Source organism: Microbacterium sp. M3 (assembly GCF_033548675.1).
GTDB classification, from domain to species: Bacteria; Actinomycetota; Actinomycetes; order Actinomycetales; family Microbacteriaceae; genus Microbacterium; species Microbacterium arthrosphaerae.
The window spans coordinates 554,415-573,020 of the sequence record NZ_JAWTZT010000002.1; the positions used below are offsets into that span (position 1 = coordinate 554,415).

At 70.0% G+C, this 18,606-nt stretch carries 18 protein-coding genes; 3 read left to right on the forward strand and 15 right to left on the reverse strand.

The features are described from left to right. Window positions 1-47: 47 nt before the first annotated feature. The 9 genes from dnaG to recO all read right to left on the reverse strand — a co-directional run bounded on the left by dnaG (window position 48) and on the right by recO (window position 10,575). On the reverse strand, window positions 48-1,907 hold the full coding sequence (dnaG, locus tag R8Z57_RS07920) for a DNA primase (RefSeq protein ID WP_318353215.1): 1,860 nt from the start codon (window positions 1,905-1,907) through the stop codon (window positions 48-50). Further along, a complete protein-coding gene (locus R8Z57_RS07925; RefSeq protein ID WP_318353216.1) occupies window positions 1,907-3,271 on the reverse strand; it encodes a deoxyguanosinetriphosphate triphosphohydrolase in 1,365 nt (454 codons plus the stop codon). Before R8Z57_RS07925 ends, dnaG begins: the two co-directional genes overlap by 1 nt. Beyond that, window positions 3,261-4,427: a tRNA dihydrouridine synthase DusB gene (dusB, locus tag R8Z57_RS07930; RefSeq protein WP_318353217.1), complete on the reverse strand. Its 1,167-nt coding sequence runs from the start codon at window positions 4,425-4,427 to the stop codon at window positions 3,261-3,263. Before dusB ends, R8Z57_RS07925 begins: the two co-directional genes overlap by 11 nt. A 117-nt stretch (window positions 4,428-4,544) precedes the next feature. Beyond that, window positions 4,545-5,225: a DsbA family oxidoreductase gene (locus tag R8Z57_RS07935; RefSeq protein ID WP_318353218.1), complete on the reverse strand. Its 681-nt coding sequence runs from the start codon at window positions 5,223-5,225 to the stop codon at window positions 4,545-4,547. After that, on the reverse strand, window positions 5,222-5,884 hold the full coding sequence (locus R8Z57_RS07940) for a hypothetical protein (protein WP_318353219.1): 663 nt from the start codon (window positions 5,882-5,884) through the stop codon (window positions 5,222-5,224). The genes R8Z57_RS07935 and R8Z57_RS07940 overlap by 4 nt, the downstream gene beginning before the upstream one ends. Before the next feature lie 78 nt (window positions 5,885-5,962). Further along, window positions 5,963-7,357 carry a glutamate decarboxylase gene (locus R8Z57_RS07945; protein WP_318353220.1) on the reverse strand — a complete coding sequence of 465 codons (1,395 nt, stop codon included), beginning with the start codon at window positions 7,355-7,357 and terminating at the stop codon, window positions 5,963-5,965. A 53-nt stretch (window positions 7,358-7,410) separates the two neighbouring features. Next, the gene (locus R8Z57_RS07950; RefSeq protein ID WP_318353221.1) at window positions 7,411-8,889 is read right to left on the reverse strand and encodes an amino acid permease; all 1,479 of its coding nucleotides are present in this window, start codon (window positions 8,887-8,889) and stop codon (window positions 7,411-7,413) included. Window positions 8,890-9,022: 133 nt separating this feature from the next. Beyond that, entirely contained in the window at window positions 9,023-9,835 is an 813-nt protein-coding gene (locus R8Z57_RS07955; protein ID WP_318353222.1) for an isoprenyl transferase, read from the reverse strand. Beyond that, window positions 9,832-10,575: a DNA repair protein RecO gene (gene recO, locus R8Z57_RS07960; protein WP_318353223.1), complete on the reverse strand. Its 744-nt coding sequence runs from the start codon at window positions 10,573-10,575 to the stop codon at window positions 9,832-9,834. Before recO ends, R8Z57_RS07955 begins: the two co-directional genes overlap by 4 nt. 51 nt (window positions 10,576-10,626) lie before the next feature. Between recO and R8Z57_RS07965 the strand changes: the two genes are divergently transcribed. Next, window positions 10,627-10,833: a hypothetical protein gene (locus R8Z57_RS07965; RefSeq protein WP_318353224.1), complete on the forward strand. Its 207-nt coding sequence runs from the start codon at window positions 10,627-10,629 to the stop codon at window positions 10,831-10,833. Window positions 10,834-10,870: 37 nt separating this feature from the next. Then, on the forward strand, window positions 10,871-11,557 hold the full coding sequence (locus R8Z57_RS07970) for a trimeric intracellular cation channel family protein (RefSeq protein ID WP_318353225.1): 687 nt from the start codon (window positions 10,871-10,873) through the stop codon (window positions 11,555-11,557). Between the two features lie 108 nt (window positions 11,558-11,665). On the opposite strand, the gene leuA is transcribed toward R8Z57_RS07970, so the two are convergent. Beyond that, entirely contained in the window at window positions 11,666-13,426 is a 1,761-nt protein-coding gene (gene leuA, locus R8Z57_RS07975; RefSeq protein ID WP_318353226.1) for a 2-isopropylmalate synthase, read from the reverse strand. A gap of 257 nt (window positions 13,427-13,683) precedes the next feature. On the opposite strand from leuA, the gene R8Z57_RS07980 reads away from it, so the two are divergent. Then, window positions 13,684-14,313 carry a hypothetical protein gene (locus tag R8Z57_RS07980; RefSeq protein WP_318353227.1) on the forward strand — a complete coding sequence of 210 codons (630 nt, stop codon included), beginning with the start codon at window positions 13,684-13,686 and terminating at the stop codon, window positions 14,311-14,313. A gap of 57 nt (window positions 14,314-14,370) precedes the next feature. Here R8Z57_RS07980 and era read toward each other — a convergent pair whose 3' ends face one another. The 5 genes from era to R8Z57_RS08005 form a co-directional block, all read right to left on the reverse strand. Further along, window positions 14,371-15,273, reverse strand: a complete 903-nt coding sequence (gene era, locus R8Z57_RS07985) for a GTPase Era (RefSeq protein ID WP_318353228.1) — start codon at window positions 15,271-15,273, stop codon at window positions 14,371-14,373. Continuing rightward, on the reverse strand, window positions 15,270-16,622 hold the full coding sequence (locus tag R8Z57_RS07990) for a hemolysin family protein (protein WP_318353229.1): 1,353 nt from the start codon (window positions 16,620-16,622) through the stop codon (window positions 15,270-15,272). The genes era and R8Z57_RS07990 overlap by 4 nt, the downstream gene beginning before the upstream one ends. Further along, a complete protein-coding gene (gene ybeY, locus R8Z57_RS07995) occupies window positions 16,619-17,089 on the reverse strand; it encodes an rRNA maturation RNase YbeY (protein WP_318353230.1) in 471 nt (156 codons plus the stop codon). Before ybeY ends, R8Z57_RS07990 begins: the two co-directional genes overlap by 4 nt. Beyond that, window positions 17,086-18,117, reverse strand: coding sequence for a PhoH family protein (locus tag R8Z57_RS08000; protein WP_318353576.1), 1,032 nt, complete (start codon window positions 18,115-18,117; stop codon window positions 17,086-17,088). Before R8Z57_RS08000 ends, ybeY begins: the two co-directional genes overlap by 4 nt. Window positions 18,118-18,187: 70 nt before the next feature. Further along, window positions 18,188-18,535, reverse strand: coding sequence for an HIT domain-containing protein (locus R8Z57_RS08005; RefSeq protein WP_318353231.1), 348 nt, complete (start codon window positions 18,533-18,535; stop codon window positions 18,188-18,190). Window positions 18,536-18,606: the final 71 nt, after the last annotated feature.

Below are 18,606 nucleotides of genomic sequence, written 5' to 3' on the forward strand. Positions count from 1 at the left end.
CTCATCCTGCCTGGCTCCCGGCGACGATGCCAGCCGGACGCGGCGGGTCAGGACGCCTCGTCGACGACAGCCTGCCGTCCCGCGTCGATCTCACGCAGGCGCAGACGGATGCTGCGCCCTTCGTCGGAGTCGGCGGGCACCCGCTGGATGGCACCCAGCAGCTCCGCCTTCTCGCGGTCGAGGCCTCTGATCACGAGCCGGCGGGCGAGATCGCTGGCCGAGGCCACCGCTCCGTCGTCGCTGAGGGCAGGGAAGTCGCCGGCGAGCAGCTCGGCCGCGAGGGCCCGGTAGGGCTCGCGGACGGTGGCGACGGCATCCACCGACCATCCCGGCCGCTGCATGCCGGGCGCCTCCTGGACGGCGGAGCGCACGGCGTCCAGCGCGGGGTGCCGGAACGGCAGATCGAGCGCTCGCGCCACGAGCGTCGGGTCCATGCGGTGCCCGAACTGCAGCACGCCCATGAGCGCGTCGCGCTCGAGTCCGACCTCGGGCGTCCGAGGCAGCGTGGCGACCGTGACCCGCATGGGGGCATCCTCGCCCGGGGCGGCGAGCGCCTCGGAGGCGGGGCCGGCGTCGCGCCGTGCACCGCCGCCGCGGGCCGACCGCTCCACTTCACGGCGCACGTCCTCGGTGTCCATGCCGAGGCGCCGGGCGAGGACGCGGATGTACTCGGGCTGCAGCAGCGGGTCGCGCAGCTCCGCGACGACGGGCGCCGCGGTGCGCAGCGCGCCCACGCGCCCCTCGACGCTCGCCAGGTCGTAGCCCGAGATGCGCTGATCGAGCACGAACTCCACCATGGGGACCTTCGTCTCGAGGAGGGCCCGCACGGCGCCGTCACCGCGAGCGAGGCGCAGGTCGCACGGGTCGAGTCCGTCGGGGCCGGTGGCCACGTAGGTCTGCGCGTTGAAGCGCTTGGCGTCGGCGAACGCGCGCAGCGCCGCCTTCTGACCGGCGGCGTCGGGATCGAACGTGAACACGACCTCCCCCGCGGTGGAGTCGTCGCCCATGACGCGCCGGAGGACGGTGATGTGGTCGGCGCCGAACGCCGTGCCGCACGTGGCGATCGCCGTGGTGATCCCGGCGAGGTGGCACGCCATGACGTCGGTGTAGCCCTCGACGACCACGACGCGGTGCTCCCGTGAGACGTCGCGCTTGGCGAGGTCGAGCCCGTACAGCACCTGCGCCTTCTTGTAGATCGTCGTCTCGGGGGTGTTGAGGTACTTGGGGCCGTTGTCGTCGTCGAAGAGCCGCCGCGCGCCGAAGCCGATCACCTGGCCGGTGACGTCGCGGATCGGCCACACCACGCGTCCGCGGAACCTGTCGTAGACGCCTCGCTGGCCCTGCGACACGAGACCCGCCGACGAGAGCTCCTCGTCGGAGAAGCCCTGCCCGCGCAGTGCGGAGTGCATGCCCGACCAGCCCTTGGGTGCGAACCCGACGCCGAAGTGGGCGGCCGCGCCGGCGTCGAAGCCCCGCTGCCCGAGGAAGCGGCGAGCGATGTCGGCCTCGGGCGTCATGAGCTGCGCGCGGAAGAACTCTGCCGCGGCGGCGTTGGCCGCGTACAGCCGGGCGCGGCCGGTGTGCTCGGGAGCGGCGCCGCCGTCCTCGTAGTGCAGCGTGTAGCCGATCCGTCCGGCGAGTCGCTCCACGGCCTCGGTGAACGTCACATGGTCCATCGCGCGCAGGAACGAGTACACGTCGCCCGACTCGCCGCAGCCGAAGCAGTGGTAGAAGCCGGCCTGCGGTCGCACGTTGAAGCTGGGGCTGCGCTCGTCGTGGAAGGGGCACAGGCCCTTCAGCGAGCCGACGCCGGCGGACTTCAGCGCGACCCGCTCGCCGATGATGTCGGCGATGTTGGTGCGGGACTTGACCTCGTCGACGTCGGCCTGCCGGATGCGCCCCGGCATCAGCGCGCTCCGGCCGCGTCGTGGCCGGCCTGCGATCGCGCGTCCATGGGCCGCGCGCCCGGCGCCCAGACGCCGATGGATGCCGCGTCCACCGCCCCGACGAGGGCCCCGTGCCATGCGATGGCCAGCTGGTCGGTCAGGCTCGCGACCTGATCGACGACGACACGCCGGCGTGCGGCATCCGTCTGCGCCGCCGCGAAATCCTGCGCGTGCAGCGGATCCAGCGCCTGGGGTCGTTCCCACAGCGCCGTCGCCAGGCGCTTGAGGACGCGTCGCTGCTCCTTGTAGAGGTCTTTGCGCCCCTCGATCGAGACGACCGCCGCGCCGATGATGCCCTTGAGCACCGCCATCTCGGCTTCGACGACGCGCGGCACGACGAGGTGCCCGCGATAGCGGGTGAGCACCGAGCCGGCGTACGACTCCCGCGTCGCGGTGGTGGCGGCGCGCGCGAAGCGGCCGATGAGGTCGGATGTGAGGTTCTTCAGGCTCGCGAGCGCCGCCCGCGTGCCGTCGAACCCGTCGATCCACTCCGGCATCCGTGTCAGCCGGAACAGTGCGTCCTCGAGCTCGTCGCGCGCGAAGTCGAAGCCGACCCACGACTGGATGGCGGTGAGCAGCCAGTCGTGCTCGCGCGGATCCACCAGGCGGGCGGGATCGAGATAGCCGTTGACGACCGCGTCCTCGAAGTCGTGCACGGAGTATGCGATGTCGTCGGAGAGGTCCATGACCTCTGCCTCGATGCAGCGCACGCGGCCGGGCGCGTCGGCGCGGAGCCAGCGGAAGACGTCCTCGTCCTCGGGATACACGCCGAACTTCAGCCGGCCGCCGGGGTCGGGCAGCGGGTGGTCGGCGGTCCACGGGTACTTGCACGACGCGTCGAGACTCGCACGGGTCAGGTTGAGTCCGAAGCTGCGGCCGTCGGCGTCGATCACCTTGGGCTCGAGGCGGGTCAGGATGCGCAGGGTCTGCGCGTTGCCCTCGAAGCCGCCGAAGCCCTCGGCCCACTCGTTGAGGGCGCGTTCCCCGTTGTGGCCGAACGGCGGGTGGCCGAGGTCGTGGCTGAGACACGCCGTGTCGACGACGTCGGCCGCGAGGTTCAGCGCGGTCGCGAGCTCGCGACCCACCTGCGCGACCTCGAGCGAATGGGTCAGCCGGTTGCGGGCGAAGTCGGCGGGGCTGGCCGGGCTCAGCACCTGCGTCTTCGCGGCCAGGCGGCGCAGGGCCGCCGAGTGCAGCACGCGCGCGCGATCGCGGGCGAAGTCGTCGCGCTGGGATCGGTGGCGCTCGGCGTGGAAGCGGGCGGCGTCGGCGTCGTCGTACCCGCCGGGGCGATCGGACGCCGGCCGGTCGAGGTCAGCCCCCACTGTGGTCGAGTTCCGCTTCGGCGATGGCGGTGGATGCCGCGGCGCTGAGCTCGCGGGAGTTCAGCCAGCCGTCGGGCAGCGCCGGGCGCTTGGGCGTGCCCGCGCGACCGCGCTGGCCCTCCGCCGCAGCCCCGGGATACGGTGCGTCGAGGTCGAGCGTCGCCAGGAGCTCGTCGATCTCGGAGAGGGTCGACGCCGTGGCCAGGCTCGCGCGCAGTTCTCCGCCTACCGGATAGCCCTTGAAGTACCAGGCCACGTGCTTGCGGATGTCGCGGCAGCCGCGGCCCTCGTCCTCGAAGAACTCCACGAGGAGCTCCGCGTGGCGGCGGAAGGCGCGTGCCACGAAGCCGAGGGTCGCGTCGACAGGTCGGGCAGGCGCGGCACCGGGCGACCCGAGCGCGCGGGCGAGATCGCCGAACAGCCACGGCCGGCCGAGGCAGCCGCGCCCGACCACGACGCCGTCGCAGCCGGTCTCGCCCATCATCCGCACCGCATCGTCGGCCGACCAGATGTCGCCGTTGCCGAGCACGGGGACGCTGGTGACCGCTTCCTTCAGCTGCGCGATCGCCGACCAGTCGGCCTCGCCCGAGTAAAACTCCGACGCCGTGCGGGCGTGGAGGGCGACGGCCGCGACACCCGCGTCCTCCGCGATGCGGCCGGCGTCGAGATAGGTGAGGTGGTCGGCGTCGATGCCCTTGCGCATCTTGACGGTGAGCGGGATGTCGCCGGCGGCGCGCGCGGCGCGCGTCACGATGTCGCGGAAGAGGCCCAGCTTCCACGGCAGCGCCGCTCCCCCGCCCTTGCGGGTCACCTTCGGGACGGGGCAGCCGAAGTTGAGGTCGATGTGGTCGGCGCGGTCCTCCTCGACGAGCAGGCGCACGGCGGCCTCGGTGGTCGCGGGGTCGACGCCGTACAGCTGGATCGAGCGCGGCTTCTCCGACTCGTGATGCGTGATGAGCCGCATGGTGGTCGCGTTCCGCTCGACGAGCGCACGCGTCGTGATCATCTCGCTCACGTAGAGGCCGGCGCCGTACTCGCGGCAGAGCCGCCGGAACGCGGTGTTGGTGATGCCGGCCATCGGCGCGAGCACCACGGGGGCGTCGAGTTCGATGGACCCGATGCGCAGGGGACGCGCGGGGGCGAGGGCAGTCGTCACGCGTTCCATTCTCTTACAGGAATCCGGCTGCCGGCTGAACGCGCTCTGCAGCTGGGGAGAGGCCGCGTGCGGGCGGACGCGCCCGCACGCGACAAAGGGGGAAGGGAAGGGAAGGGGTCAGGCGGTGACGTCCGCGGGCTCGCGGTGCTCGGCCCAGACCTGCCGCACGATCTGCGCGAACGCCTCGGCGGGCTGTGCGCCCGAGACGCCGTACTTCCCGTCGATGACGAAGAACGGCACCCCGTTGATCCCGTAGGCGGTGGCCTGCGCCTGGTCGGCCCGGACGGCGTCGAGGTAGCGTCCGCTCTGCAGCGCCAGGCGCGCGGCGTCGGCGTCCAGGCCTGCGTCCACGGCGAGGGCGACGAGCTCGTCCTCACGACCGAGATGACGCCCCTCGGTGAAGTACGCCGACATCAGTCGCTCGGCGAGCTCGTGCTGGCGTCCCTGCTCCTTGGCGAAGTGGAGCAGCTCATGGGCCTTGACCGTGTTCGTGTGCTTGAGCAGGTCGAAGCGGTACTCCAGCCCCGCGTCGGCGGCGACACCGGTCACGCGCTCGAGCATCTGCTGGACCTGTGCGCGCGGCATTCCCTTGTGCTTCGCGAGGAAGTCCAGCTCGTCGCCCTCGAAGTCAATGGGCGTGTCGGGTGAGAGCTCGAAGGAGTGGTAGACCACCTCCACCGCGGGGGCGTCGTCGTCGCCGGATGCCTCGGCCAGCCCCTTCTCCAGATTCCGCTTGCCGATGTAGCACCAGGGGCAGGCGATGTCACTCCACACGTCGATCTTGATGGCATCCGTCATGCTGGAGACAACTCCCCGTGCTGCTCCTGGTATTCCAGCGACCTGCGCGCGAGCACCGCCGCGAGGAAGAAGCAGACGGCCCCGACGAAGGTGCCGAGGTTCACCCACCGCAGGTTGAAGAGCTCCTCGGTCGCGGGGAGCACGTACGCGCCGACCGCCGAGAAGCCGAAGGCGACCGACCCGGCCATGTTGAGCCAGGTGCCGTGCACAGTGCGGGCATCGTGGTCCCACAGCTCGTGCCGGCGGTAGGCGGCCACGAGCGCGACGATGCTCGAGAGCAGGAACGCGGCCGAGCCCCAGGCATCCGGAGTCCATCCCGTCGACGGCGTCGACGTCGCCTGGATCGCGCCCACCAGCACGGCGCCCGTGCTCACGTTGAAGAGGAGCGTGCCGACGAACTGGATGGCCGCCGACCACCAGTCGGCGAAGTCGGCGGGCGACGACGTCCGGCGCGGCGGACGCCGGCCGCTCAGGGCGAGCTGGATGAACCCGGCGAGCGTGAAGAAGATCGAGCCTGCGAAGAACGTCGCGGCGTCCCAGACCGGGCCGACGGCATCGGCGTACCACGGGACGACCCCAACGGCGAAGAAGACCGATCCGATCGCGAAGCCCCAGGACTCGCGTCGCAGTCGGGTGGCTCGAGGTCTGGGCGCGCGCACCGGATGATCGTAGCGTGTCGCACGCGTCGGCCCGCCGCCCCGAAAGGGGGGCGACGGGCCGATGCGCTGCGGCGACCGTCAGTGGTGGAAGGCGCCGGCTTCCTCCTCGGTCATCGGCACCGTGATCGGATGCCGGTCGAAGTGCGCGATCGCGGCGCGGTAGTCGTCCATGAGGAGCGCGGCCTCGTCGCGGCTGAATCCGGCGCGTACCAGGATGCGCTGGATCGGCAGATCCTCCCGGTTCGGTGGCATCGTGTACGCGGGCACCTGCCAGCCGCGGGTGCGGAGGCGGTCGGCGAGATCGAACAGCGTGAACCCGTGGTCGACACCGTCCTTCAGCTTCCACGACACTGCCGGGATGCCCTCGTCCGGGCGGCCGGCGTTGATGATGTCGAAGTGACCGAGTTTCTCGATCTCGTCCGAGAGCCACATCGCGGTGTCGTAGCAGGACTGCTGCACCTTGCGGTAGCCTTCGCGGCCCAGGCGCAGGAAGTTGTAGTACTGCGCCACGATCTGCCCACCGGGCCGCGAGAAGTTCAGCGCGAACGTGGGCATGTTGCCGCCCAGGTAGTTCACGTTGAAGACGAGCTCCTCGGGCAGGTCCGCGGCATCCCGCCACACGACCCAGCCCACGCCCAGCGGGGCGAGGCCGAACTTGTGACCGGAGGTGTTGATCGACTTCACCCGCGGCAGTCGGAAGTCCCACACGATGTCGGGAGCGGTGAACGGCGCGAGGAACCCGCCGCTGGCCCCGTCGACGTGGATCGGGATGTCCAGGCCCGTGTCGGCCTGCAGCTTGTCCAGCGCCTCGCTGACGGCCTGCACGGGCTCGAAGCCTCCGGTGAACGTCACTCCGAGGGTCGGGACGACGCCGATCGTGTTCTCGTCGACCCGCTTGAGCACCTCCTCCGGGGTCATCAGGAACCGGTCGCCGTCCATCGGGATCTCGCGCAGCTCGACGTCCCAGTAGCGGGCGAACTTGTGCCAGCAGACCTGCACCGGCCCCGAGATGAGGTTCGGCTTGTCGGTCGGCTTGCCCGCCGCGCGCTGACGCTTGCGCCAGTTCCACAGCAGCGCCATGCCGCCGAGCATCGCCGCTTCGCTCGAGCCCGTCGTCGACGTGCCCAGGGTGTTGACGGCGTCAGGCGAGTTCCACAGGTCGGCGAGGATGTGCACGCAGCGGGCCTCGATCTCGGCCGTCTGGGGGTACTCGTCCTTGTCGATCATGTTCTTGTCGAGCGTCTCGGCCATCAGCAGCCGGACCTCCGGCTCGAGCCAGGTCTGGCAGAACGTGGCCAGGTTCTGGCGCGAGTTGCCGTCGAGCATCAGCTCGTCCGAGACCACCTGATAGGCGTGCTTGGCGAGGTGCTCCTTCTCGGGCATCCGGTACTTCGGCATCGAGATCGACAGGTCCGTCGACGAGAACACCTCGTCGAGCAGATCGTCACGGATGTTGTCGCGCTTGTGCAGCATCTTCTTTTCCTTTTCGAGAGGGTCGGTTTCCGGGGCGGGTCAACAGGCGGGAGTCAGCTCGTCGCGGGCTCCGTCTTGGTCGCGTCCACATCGCCGTCCTCGTGCGCGTGGGAGACCTCGGGATGGATCTTCCAGCTGTCCTTGCGGAACATCATGATGATGAAGGGCCAGATCCCGAGTCCGACGATGCCGCCGACGAGCAGCAGGGTGTAGGTGAGCTGCCCCATGCCGCTGCCCTCCGGCTCCACGAAGCCGATGAGGAAGGCGAGGAGGCTGGCGAGGAAGCCGAGCCAGCCGAAGAGGCCCATCGCCGGCGTGCGGAATCCGCGCTTCACATCGGGGTGCGTGCGCCGCAGCTTCATCGCCGCGAGGAACATCATCATGTACATGATCAGGTAGAGCTGGACGGCCATCGCCGAGAAGATCCAGAACACGCTCTGCACCGACGGCACGATGGCGAACAGCACGGCCAGGACCGTCACGATGAGACCCTGCACCACCATGATGGGCACCTGCATGTCGTTCTTGTTGGTCTTCTGCAGGCTCGGCGGGAGGTAACCCTGGCGGCCGACGAGCAGCAGGCCCTTGCTCGGGCCCGGGATCCACGTCACCACCGAGGCGAGGATGCCGAAGACGATCAGGAGCGCCATCACCGTGGTCGCCCACGGCATGCCCAGCTGCTGGAAGAACACGTCGAAGGCCTGCAGCACGCCCTGCGTCAGGTTGACGTCGTTCGGGGCCACGCCGACGGAGAGGGCGAGTGTCGGGAAGATGAAGACGATCAGGATGACGACCGAGGCCAGGACGATCGCGCGCGGGAAGTTCTTCGACGGCTTGTCCATCTCGTTGACGTGGACGGCGTTCATCTCCATGCCGGCGTACGACAGGAAGTTGCTCACGATGAGCACGATGCTCGCCAGGCCGGTCCACGTCGGGAACCACTGCGCCTCGGTCACGGGCGGGAGCTCCGACTTGCCGCCGGACGTCAGGAACAGGATCGCGAAGAGCACGAGGCCGAGCGACGGGATGATCGTGCCGGCGATGAAGCCCCATTTGCTGACCCCGGCGAAGGCCTTGACGCCGCGGAAGGCGATGAACGTCGAGAACCAGTACACGATGAGGATCACGGCACCGGTGAACAGCCCGTTGTTGGCCAGCGCGGGATTGAACACGTAGGCCAGGGCCGATGCGAAAAACGCCAGCTGCGCGGGATACCAGACGACGTTCTGGATCCACTGCTGCCAGATGGCGCTGAACCCCATCCGCTCGCCGAACGCCTCCTTCACCCAGACGAAGACGCCGCCCTTCCACCCGCTCGCGAGCTCCGCAGCGACGAGCGCGACGGGCACCATGAAGACGAGCGCGGGAAGGATGTACAGGAAGATCGACGCCCACCCGTACTCCGCCATCGCGGGGAGGCCGCGGACGCTCGCGACGGCGGTCGCGATGAGGATCGCCATCGTCGTCCACGACATGCCCGCCGCAGCCCGCTGGGCGACCGAGGCCGCTCGCGTCGTGCTCTTATCACTCATGTCCACACCACAACTCGAAGGCCTTCCGGCCGCCAAGTCGTCGGCGCACCCCCCGGTGCATCGGCGACAGTACGGGTGTACTCAACTCGCTCGGGCGATCCCGGGCATCGTGCAGAGTGTGTGAAATGAAGTGTCAGGCGGTGGGCGCCCGCGGCACGTCCACGGCACCGCCGAAGCGGCGGTCCCGCCCGAGGTACACGTCGATGCCATGCCACAGGTCGGCGCGGGTGAAGTCCGGCCAAAGGGTGTCGAGGAAGACGAACTCGGCGTAGGCCGACTCCCACAGGAGGAAGTTCGACGTGCGCTGCTCGCCGCTGGAGCGGAGGAACAGGTCGACGTCGGGCATGTCGGGCCGATACAGCCGCCGCTGGATCAGCTTCTCCGAGACGGCCGACGGCCTCAGGCGACCCGCCGCGACATCATCCGCGATCGAGCGCATCGCGTCGACGAGCTCGACGCGACCGCCGTAGTTCACGCACATCGTCAGCGTCAGCACGTCGTTGCCCGCGGTGAGGCGCTCGGCGAACTGCAACTCCTTGATGACGCTCGACCACAGCCGGGGCTTGCGCCCCGCCCACTGGATGCGCACGCCCCACTCGTTGAGCTGGTCGCGACGCCGATGCAGCACGTCGCGGTTGTATCCCATGAGGAAGCGCACCTCGTCGGGCGAGCGCGACCAGTTCTCGGTCGAGAACGCGTACACCGACAGGTGCTTGACGCCGGCCTGGATCGCGCCGGCCACCACGTCCAGCAGCGCCGCCTCCCCCGCCTTGTGACCTTCGATGCGCGTGAGCCCGCGGCGGTTCGCCCAGCGTCCGTTGCCGTCCATCACGATGGCCACGTGGTTCGGCACGGAACCCCGCGGATACTCGGGCGGGTACACGCCGGTCCAGTCGAGCGGGCGGTAGGGCACCGCGTCGCGGTGCGTGTAGGGCTTCGGGGTCACCTGATGCCTTCCTCCGGGGCGGCCGAGACGTGCGAGAGCGAGCGGATGCCGCGCTCGAGGTGCCACTGCGCGTAGGCCGCGATGAGGCCCGAGGCGGCAGCCGTCGAGCCCGGGGAGGCGGCATCCACCACGTCCCACTCCCCCGCCATGAGCGACCGCAGCAGCGATACCGTGGCCGCGTGGACGCGGGCGGCGCCGGTCGGCGCGCAGTCGCGGCAGATCATGCCGCCCTGCTGCGCCACGAAGGTGTCGTGGGGCCCGGGCCGTCCGCAGCGCGCGCACTCGCCGAGGCCGGGCGCCCATCCCGAGAGCGCCATCGCGCGCAGCAGGTACGAATCCAGCACGCTGCGCGACGCGTGCTCGCCGCGCGACAGCGCGCGGAGGCCGCCGACGAGCAGCAGGTACTGCTGCGGGGTGGCCTCCGCCTCGTTGAGGCGATCGGCTGCCTCGACCATCGCGTGCGCCGAGGTGTAGCGGTCGTAGTGCGCGGCGATGTCGGCGCCGTAAGAACCGAGCGACTCGGCCTGCTGCACGATGTCGAGCGATCGGCCCTGGTACAGCTGCACGTCGGCGACCATGAACGGCTCCAGGCGCGCCCCGAAACGGGACGACGTGCGCCGCACGCCCTTGGCGACCGCGCGCAGCTTGCCGTGGCGACGGCTCAGCATCGTCACGATCCTGTCGGCTTCTCCCAGCTTGTGGGTGCGCAGGACCACGACCTCGTCGCGGTAGGTAGGCACCCCTCGATTATCGCCGTGCCGGCCGCCCGCACGGTTCAGCGCGCGCGAGACGTGACGGAGAAGGCCCCCAAGATCCGCGAAGAGCCGCACGGCTGCACGCTGGCGTTGCGCATCGCCAACGAGACCAATGTCCTGATCGTGCTCGAGCGCCCCGTCACGGTGAGGCTGGCGCACGGTCGCGCACAGATCGACGCCGTGCGGCTGTGGACCGACGATGTCGACGGGTTCCTCGACGCGGTGCGGACCCACATCCCGTGAATCGCGCGCCGACGCGGGGTGCGGTCACAATGGAGTCGTGAACGAGCAGGTCTTCGTGATCCCGCTGTGGGCGGATCTCATCGCCGTGGGCCTCGGCGGCATCCAGGGCGCGCTGTTCGCGTCGGGCTTCCGCGGGCAGCGACGACTCGACCTCCTCGGCGTCGCCATCATCGGCATCGTCGTCGGCATGGGCGGCGGACTCATCCGCGACCTGCTGCTGAACGTCGCGCCGACGACGCTGCAGAGCAACTGGTATCTGCTGACGGCGACGGGCGCGGCGCTGTTCGGGATGCTGCTGGCCGGCGTGTTCCAGCGGCTCAACGCCGTCATCGTCGGATTGGACGCTCTCGTCATCGGGCTGTTCGGGGCGTTCGGCACCTCGAAAGCCCTCGTGCTCGGCCTGCCGCTCGTGCCCGCCGTGTTCGTCGGCGTGTGCGCGGCCGTCGGCGGCGGCATCCTGCGCGACATGATCATGGGGCTGCCGGTGGCGATCATGCACGTCGGCTCGCTCTACGCGGTCGCGGCGGGAGTCGGATGCCTCGTCCTGGCGTCGGCGCACGAGCTCGGCGTCGACATCGTGGTGGCGGCGGTGGTCGGCATCGTGGTGACGGCGGTCATCCGTCTCCTCGCGGTGATCTTCGACATCTCCCTGCCCGAGCAGCGTGCGCTGTACCGGCGGAAGGTCGCCGTCGAGACCTCGACCATCCCGATCGTCAAGCCCTGAGGCGTCCGCGCGTCATCGCGCGAGGCTGAGGACGCAGCCGCACGATCCCTGCGAACACCGGCGGGTGCGCGCGGGGATCACCCGCGCGCACCCGCCGACGGTTCGCGTTCAGACGCCTGCGAGGGCGCCGGAACGCTGCCGCGTGCGGATGGCGCGGTTCACTCCCGACACGATCGCTTTGAGCGATGCCGTGGAGATGTCCGAGTCGATGCCGACGCCCCACAGGCGTTCGCCGTCGACCTGGAGTTCGATGTACGCGGCGGCCTGGGCATCGCCGCCCGCGCTGAGCGCGTGCTCGACGTAGTCGTACAGGGTCACGTCGAAGCCCTGCGCGCGGACGATCTCGAGGAACGCCGCGACGGGGCCGTTGCCTCGACCGGATGCCTCGAACCGGTCGTCGCCGTCGCGCAGCGTGATGTCGAGCCCCACGTCGCCCGACATGTCGCTGCGGGTGCTCGTCGCGAGCAGCTCGAAGCGGCCCCAGCGCTCGTCGGCGACCTCGGAGGGCAGGTACTCGTCGGTGAAGATCTTCCAGATCTGCTCGCTCGTGACCTCGCCGCCCTCGGCGTCGGTCTTGGCCTGCACGACTCCCGAGAAGTCGATCTGCAGCTTGCGGGGCAGATCGAGGGCGTGGTCGGTCTTCAGCAGGTAGGCGACGCCGCCCTTGCCGGACTGCGAATTGACGCGGATGACGGCCTCGTACGAGCGTCCCAGGTCCTTCGGGTCGATCGGCAGGTACGGCACCGCCCACTCGATGTCGTCGACGCTCACGCCCTGCGCGGCGGCGCGAGCGTCCATGGCCTCGAAGCCCTTCTTGATGGCGTCCTGGTGCGAGCCGCTGAATGCGGTGAAGACCAGGTCGCCCGCCCACGGGCTGCGCTCGTGCACGGGCAGCAGATTGCAGTACTCCACCGTGCGCTTGACCTGGTCGACGTCGCTGAAGTCGATCTGCGGGTCGATGCCTTGCGTGAGCAGGTTGATCCCCAGCGCGACCAGGTCGACGTTGCCGGTCCGCTCGCCGTTGCCGAACAGGCACCCCTCGATGCGGTCGGCGCCGGCCATGTAGCCGAGTTCCGCGGCGGCGATGGCGGTGCCGCGGTCGTTGTGCGGGTGCAGCGACAGGATGACGTTCTCGCGATGGGCGAGGCGCCGGCTCATCCATTCGATCGAGTCGGCGTACACGTTGGGCGTCGCCATCTCGACGGTCGCCGGCAGATTGATGATGACCTTGCGCTCGGGGGTGGGCTCGAAGATCTCGATGACCTGGTTGCAGACGTCCAGCGCAAACTCGAGCTCGGTGCCGGTGTAGCTCTCGGGCGAGTACTCGTAGAACACCTGGGTCTCGGGGATGCGCTTCTCGAACTCGCGGCACAGTCGGGCGCCCTCGAGCGCGATGTCGATGATCCCCTGGCGATCGGTGCGGAACACGACCTCCCGCTGCAGGACGCTCGTCGAGTTGTAGAGGTGCACGATCGCCTGCTTGGCGCCGGCGATCGACTCGTAGGTGCGCTCGATGAGGTGCGCGCGCGCCTGGGTCAGCACCTGGATCGTGACGTCGTCGGGGATGAGACCCTCTTCGATGAGCTGGCGCACGAAGTCGAAGTCGGTCTGGCTCGCGCTCGGGAAGCCGACCTCGATCTCCTTGTAGCCCATCTTCACGAGCAGCTCGAACATGATGCGCTTGCGCTCGGGGCTCATCGGGTCGATGAGCGCCTGGTTGCCGTCGCGGAGGTCGACGGCGCACCACCGAGGTGCCGTCGTGATCCGCTGGTCGGGCCACGTGCGGTCGGGCAGGTCCACGGTGATCTGCTCGTGGAACGGCCGATACTTGTGGATCGGCATGCCCGAGGGCTTCTGGTTGTTCTCCATGATTGTCGCTTCTCTCGTCTGTCGAGCGGTTCACCCGATCGGGTCGGCTCGATGCCTGATGATGCGGGCCGACGAAAGCTCCGCGACGAGAAAGGCCCTAGATCGAGGTCTCGTCGCGGCGGCTAAGAAGGAGAAGCCCGCGGAAGCGCATGCGACCAGGCTACACCCGGTTTCGAGCGGAGCGCCAAACGATGACGGGCGGATGCCGCGGCATCCGCCCGTCGAGACGATCCGGCCGCACACGACACCATGGAGGCATGAGAGCTCTTCGTCGCAGCATCGGCGCCGTCGGAAGTGCCGCCGTCGCCGTGTTCGTGCTGACCGCCTGCGCGACCGCATCCCCCTCCGCCACGCCCGCCCCGGCCGCTCTGGGCGAGGTGTCGCCGGTGCCGCCGTCGGAGGAGGTCGCCGCGACCGGGACCGTGCTGGACGTGGCGGGCGACGCGCAGCTGTGCCTCGGCGCGGTGGCCGAGTCCTACCCGCCGCAGTGCATCGGGATCCCCCTCGACGGGTGGACGTGGGACGGGGTCGAGAGCTACGAGTCGTCGGGCGACGTGACGTGGGGCGCCTATGCCGTCCGCGGCACGTATGACGGCGAGCGGTTCGCGCTGACGCAGCCGCCCATCATGCTCGCGCTCTACGACCCGATCCGGCCGGAGGACCCGACCGGCGGACGGCCGGGCAAGGGCGATGACGAGACTCTGGCGCGCCTCCAGGAGGAGCTGCCGGACCGTCTCGGCTCGTCGTACCTGAGCTCGTGGCCGCAGGACGGGTGGCTGTGGGTCGATGTCGTGTGGGACGACGGAAGCTGGCAGCGTGCGGCCGACGCCGAGTTCGGCGAAGACATCGTCGTGATCCGCTCGGCGATGACGCCCACCGGCGGCTGAGCCGCGTGGGCGGGCGACGGCGGCCGGGTCGCGGCATCCGTCACCGCCCGGTGCGCGTCAGAAGCCGAGGCGCCCCAGCTGCTTCGGGTCGCGCTGCCACTCCTTGGCGATCCGCACGTGCAGCTTGAGGAAAACCTTGGTCCCCAGAAGGGGCTCGATCTGCGCTCGGGCGCGCGCGCCGACGTCGCGCAGCCGGGACCCCTTGTGACCGATGATGATGCCCTTCTGGCTGTCGCGCTCCACGACGATGTCGGCGTAGACATCGGTGAGGTCGGAGTCCTCGCGAGGCTCCACCTCCTGCACGACGACCGCGATCGAGTGCGGCAGCTCGTCGCGCACACCGTCGAGCGCCGCCTCGCGGATGATCTCGGCGATGCGATCCTCGGTCGATTCGTCGGTGACGACGCCTTCCGGGTAGAGCGCGGGCCCCTCCGGCATGAGCGCGAGCAGCTCGTCGCTCAGCACGTCGAGCTGGTCGCGGGTGAGCGCCGACAGCGGGATCACCGCCGCCCAGTCCTCGCGGAGCTGATCGACCTCCATGAGCCGCTCGGTGATCTGCTCGCGGGACGCGGCATCCGTCTTGGTCACGATCGCGACCTTCTTCGCCCGCCCGTACCCGTCAAGCGACTCCGCGATGCGGCGGTCACCGGGGCCCACCTTCTCGGTCGCCGGCACGCAGAAGCCGATGACGTCCACGTCGCCCAGCACCTGTTCGACGAGGTCGTTCAGCCGCTGGCCGAGCAGCGTGCGCGGCTTGTGGAGACCCGGAGTGTCGACGATGACGAGCTGGCCGCCCGGGCGGTTCAGGATGCCGCGGATCGCGCGGCGGGTCGTCTGCGGCTTGTCGCTGGTGATGGCGACCTTCTCGCCGACCAGCGCGTTCGTGAGCGTGGACTTGCCGACGTTGGGGCGGCCGACGAACGTGACGAACCCGGACCGGGCTTCCTTGGAATCGGTCATGCGGAGTCTTCCTTCCTCGGCAGCCGGATCTCACCGGTGCGTGGGCTCACAATGCGGATCTCGCCGGTGCGCGGCGCGCGCTCCCGGCCGGCGCCGGGGTCGCCGCGCTCGACGAACACCGTCGAGATGCCGCGCCCACGGCCGCGCGACGCGCCGCCGGTGAGGACCAGGCCGGCGTACTCGGCGGTCGCGCCCGGCTGCGGCACCCGGCCGAGCGCCTTGCCGAGCAGGCCGCCGATCGAGTCGACGTCGTCGTCCTCCAGCTCGAGGCCGAACAGGTCGCCGACCTCGTCGAGCCCCAGTCGGGCGCTCACCCGGTAGTGACCCGGTTCGAGCTCAGTGACCTCCGCGGCGCGGGGGTCGTACTCGTCGGAGATCTCGCCGACGAGCTCCTCGATGAGGTCCTCGAGGGTGACCAGACCCGACACGCCGCCGTACTCGTCGACGACGAGGCAGACGTGCACCGCGTCGCGCTTCATCTGCTGCAGCAGCGTCTCGGCCTTCATCGACTCGGGCACGAAGACGGCGGGGCGCGCGATGCGGCCGATCGGCGCGTCGCGCCATCCGCTCTCGTCGCGGAATCCGAACTGCACGAGGTCTTTCAGATACAGCACACCCACCACGTCGTCGGCGTCGTCGTCGACGATCGGCACGCGCGAGACGCCCTTCTCGAGGAAGATCGACATCGCCTCACGGGTGGAGGTCGAGGCATCCACCGTCACCATGTCGGTGCGCGGCACCATGACGGCGCGCACGAACGTGTCGGTGAAGTCGAAGACCGAGTGGATGAGCTCGCGGTCGTCCTCTTCGATGAGCTCGTTCTCGGCGGCCTCGTCGATGATGCTGAGAAGCTGCTCCTCCGAGGCGAACGACGAGCCGCGCGAGGCGCCGGGCGTGATGCGCGTGCCGAGGGCGACGAGACCGTGCGCGAGCGGTCCGAGGATGATGCGGACGCCGCGGATCACCGGGGCCGCGCCGCGCAGCAGTCCCCGCGCATGCAGCCGGCCCACCGAGCGCGGGCTCGCGCCCACGACCACGTACGAGACCCCGGTCATGAGCACGGCGGCCGCGAGCATCGCCCACCAGATGTTGTTGAAGAGATCGACGAACGCGACCGTCACCAGCACCGCGGCCGTCGTCTCGGCGAGCACGCGGATGAAGATCACGGCGTTGGCGTGCGCGTCGGGATCGGCGGCGATGCGGCGCAGCGATGCCGCGTTGCGACCTTCGGCGCCGAGCTCGGCGAGGTCGGCGCGCGAGGTGACCCCGAGAGCCGCGTCGATGGCGACCATGAGCGCCCCGAACGCGAGCAGCAGGGCGGCGGCGACGAGGAGGAGGGCCGCGGTCATGCGCGGGGTCGTCGGCGTTCGGATGCCTGGAACGAGGCGATCAGCTCTCGCTGCAGTCCGAACATCTCGCGCTCCTCCTCCGGCTCGGCGTGGTCGAAGCCGAGCAGGTGCAGGAGGCCGTGCGTGGTCAGGAGGATGAGCTCGTCGAGCGTCGAGTGCTTCGCGGCGACCGCCTGCGTCTCGGCCACCTGCGGGCACAGCACGATGTCGCCGAGCAGCCCCGGCGGGGTCGGCGAGTCCTCGGTGCCCGGGCGCAGCTCGTCCATCGGGAAGCTCAGGACGTCGGTCGGACCCGGCTCGTCCATCCACTGCACGTGCAGCGACTCCATCGCGCCCTCGTCGACCAGCAGGATCGCGACGTCGGCGTCGGCGCTGACGTGCAGCTCGGCGAGGTTGTGCTCCATCAGCCGCAGCAGCACCGTCTCGTCGACGGCGATGCCCGACTCGTTGCCGATCTCGATGGTCATGGGCGTCCTCGCTTCGGAAGGTGATCACGGGGCCCGCCGGTGCGGGCGGTCGCGGCGCGCCGCTCCGCGCGGTTGGCGAACTCGGATGCCTCGTCCCGCTCGCGGCGGGCGGCGAGGCGTCGCTCGTCGTACTCGCTGTAGGCGTCGACGATGCGCCCCACCAGGGTGTGACGGACGACGTCGTCGCTGGTGAGGTACGCGAAGTGGATGTCGTCGATGTCACCGAGGACGCGAGTGACCAGGCGGAGGCCCGACGCGCCCTGCGGCAGGTCGACCTGCGTGATGTCGCCGGTGACGACCATGCGCGTGCCGAACCCGAGGCGGGTGAGGAACATCTTCATCTGCTCGGGCGTGGTGTTCTGCGCCTCGTCGAGCACGACGAACGAGTCGTTGAGCGTGCGCCCGCGCATGTAGGCCAGCGGGGCGACCTCGATCGTGCCGGTCGCCATGAGCTTGGGCACGAGCTCGGGGTCCATCATCTCGTTGAGCGCGTCGTAGAGCGGCCGCAGGTACGGGTCGATCTTGTCGGTGAGCGTGCCCGGGAGGAATCCCAGCCGCTCCCCCGCCTCGACCGCCGGCCGCGTCAGGATGATGCGGCTGACCTCCTTGCGCTGCAGCGCCTGCACGGCCTTGGCCATCGCGAGATAGGTCTTGCCGGTTCCGGCGGGGCCGATGCCGAAGACGATCGTGTTCTCCTCGATCGCGTCGACGTACGCCTTCTGCCCGAGCGTCTTCGGGCGGATGACCTTGCCGCGCGACGACAGGATCGCCTCGCCGAGCACCTCGGACGGCCGCGGGCCGCCCTCGCTGCGCAGGATGCGGTTCGACGACGCGACATCCTCCTCGCCCAGCGCCTGGCCGGCCTTGGTCATCGCCAAGAGCTCGTCGACCAGGGACTTGGCCGCCGCGACGGCCGCGGCATCCCCCGTCAGCGTGATCTCGTTGCCGCGGACGTGGACGTCGACGGTCGGATGCTCCTTCTCGACCACCCGCAGCAGGCGGTCCTGAGGTCCCAGCAGCTGCACCATCGCCACGCCGTCGGCCCAGATGCGCTCCACGCTCCGGCCCTGCTCGCCGACGGTCTCGTCGGCAGGTTGATCAGGCACCCACACTCTTCTCTTCGAGGCCTCCCGCGAGCACATGGGCGTGCACGTGGAAGACGGTCTGACCCGCGTTCGGGCCGGTGTTGAACACGAGACGGAAATCGCCGTCGCCGTGCTCGGCGGCCAGCGTGTTGGCGAGGCCCACGAGCTCTGCCATGAGCTCCGGGTCGCCGGCCGCCAGCTCCACGACGTTGCGGTACTCCTCGGTCTTCGGGATCACGAGGAGGTGCACCGGCGCCTGCGGCGCGATGTCGCGGATCGCGAACGCGTTCTCGGTCTCCGCGAGGATCTCGGACGGGATCTCCCCGTTGCGGATACGCGTGAAGATCGAGGGTTCGCTCATGCGGGCAAGTCTACCGACGGGTCCGTGCGCCGGGCCCGGCACTCGCGACGCGCGCGGGGTCGGTCGCCGCG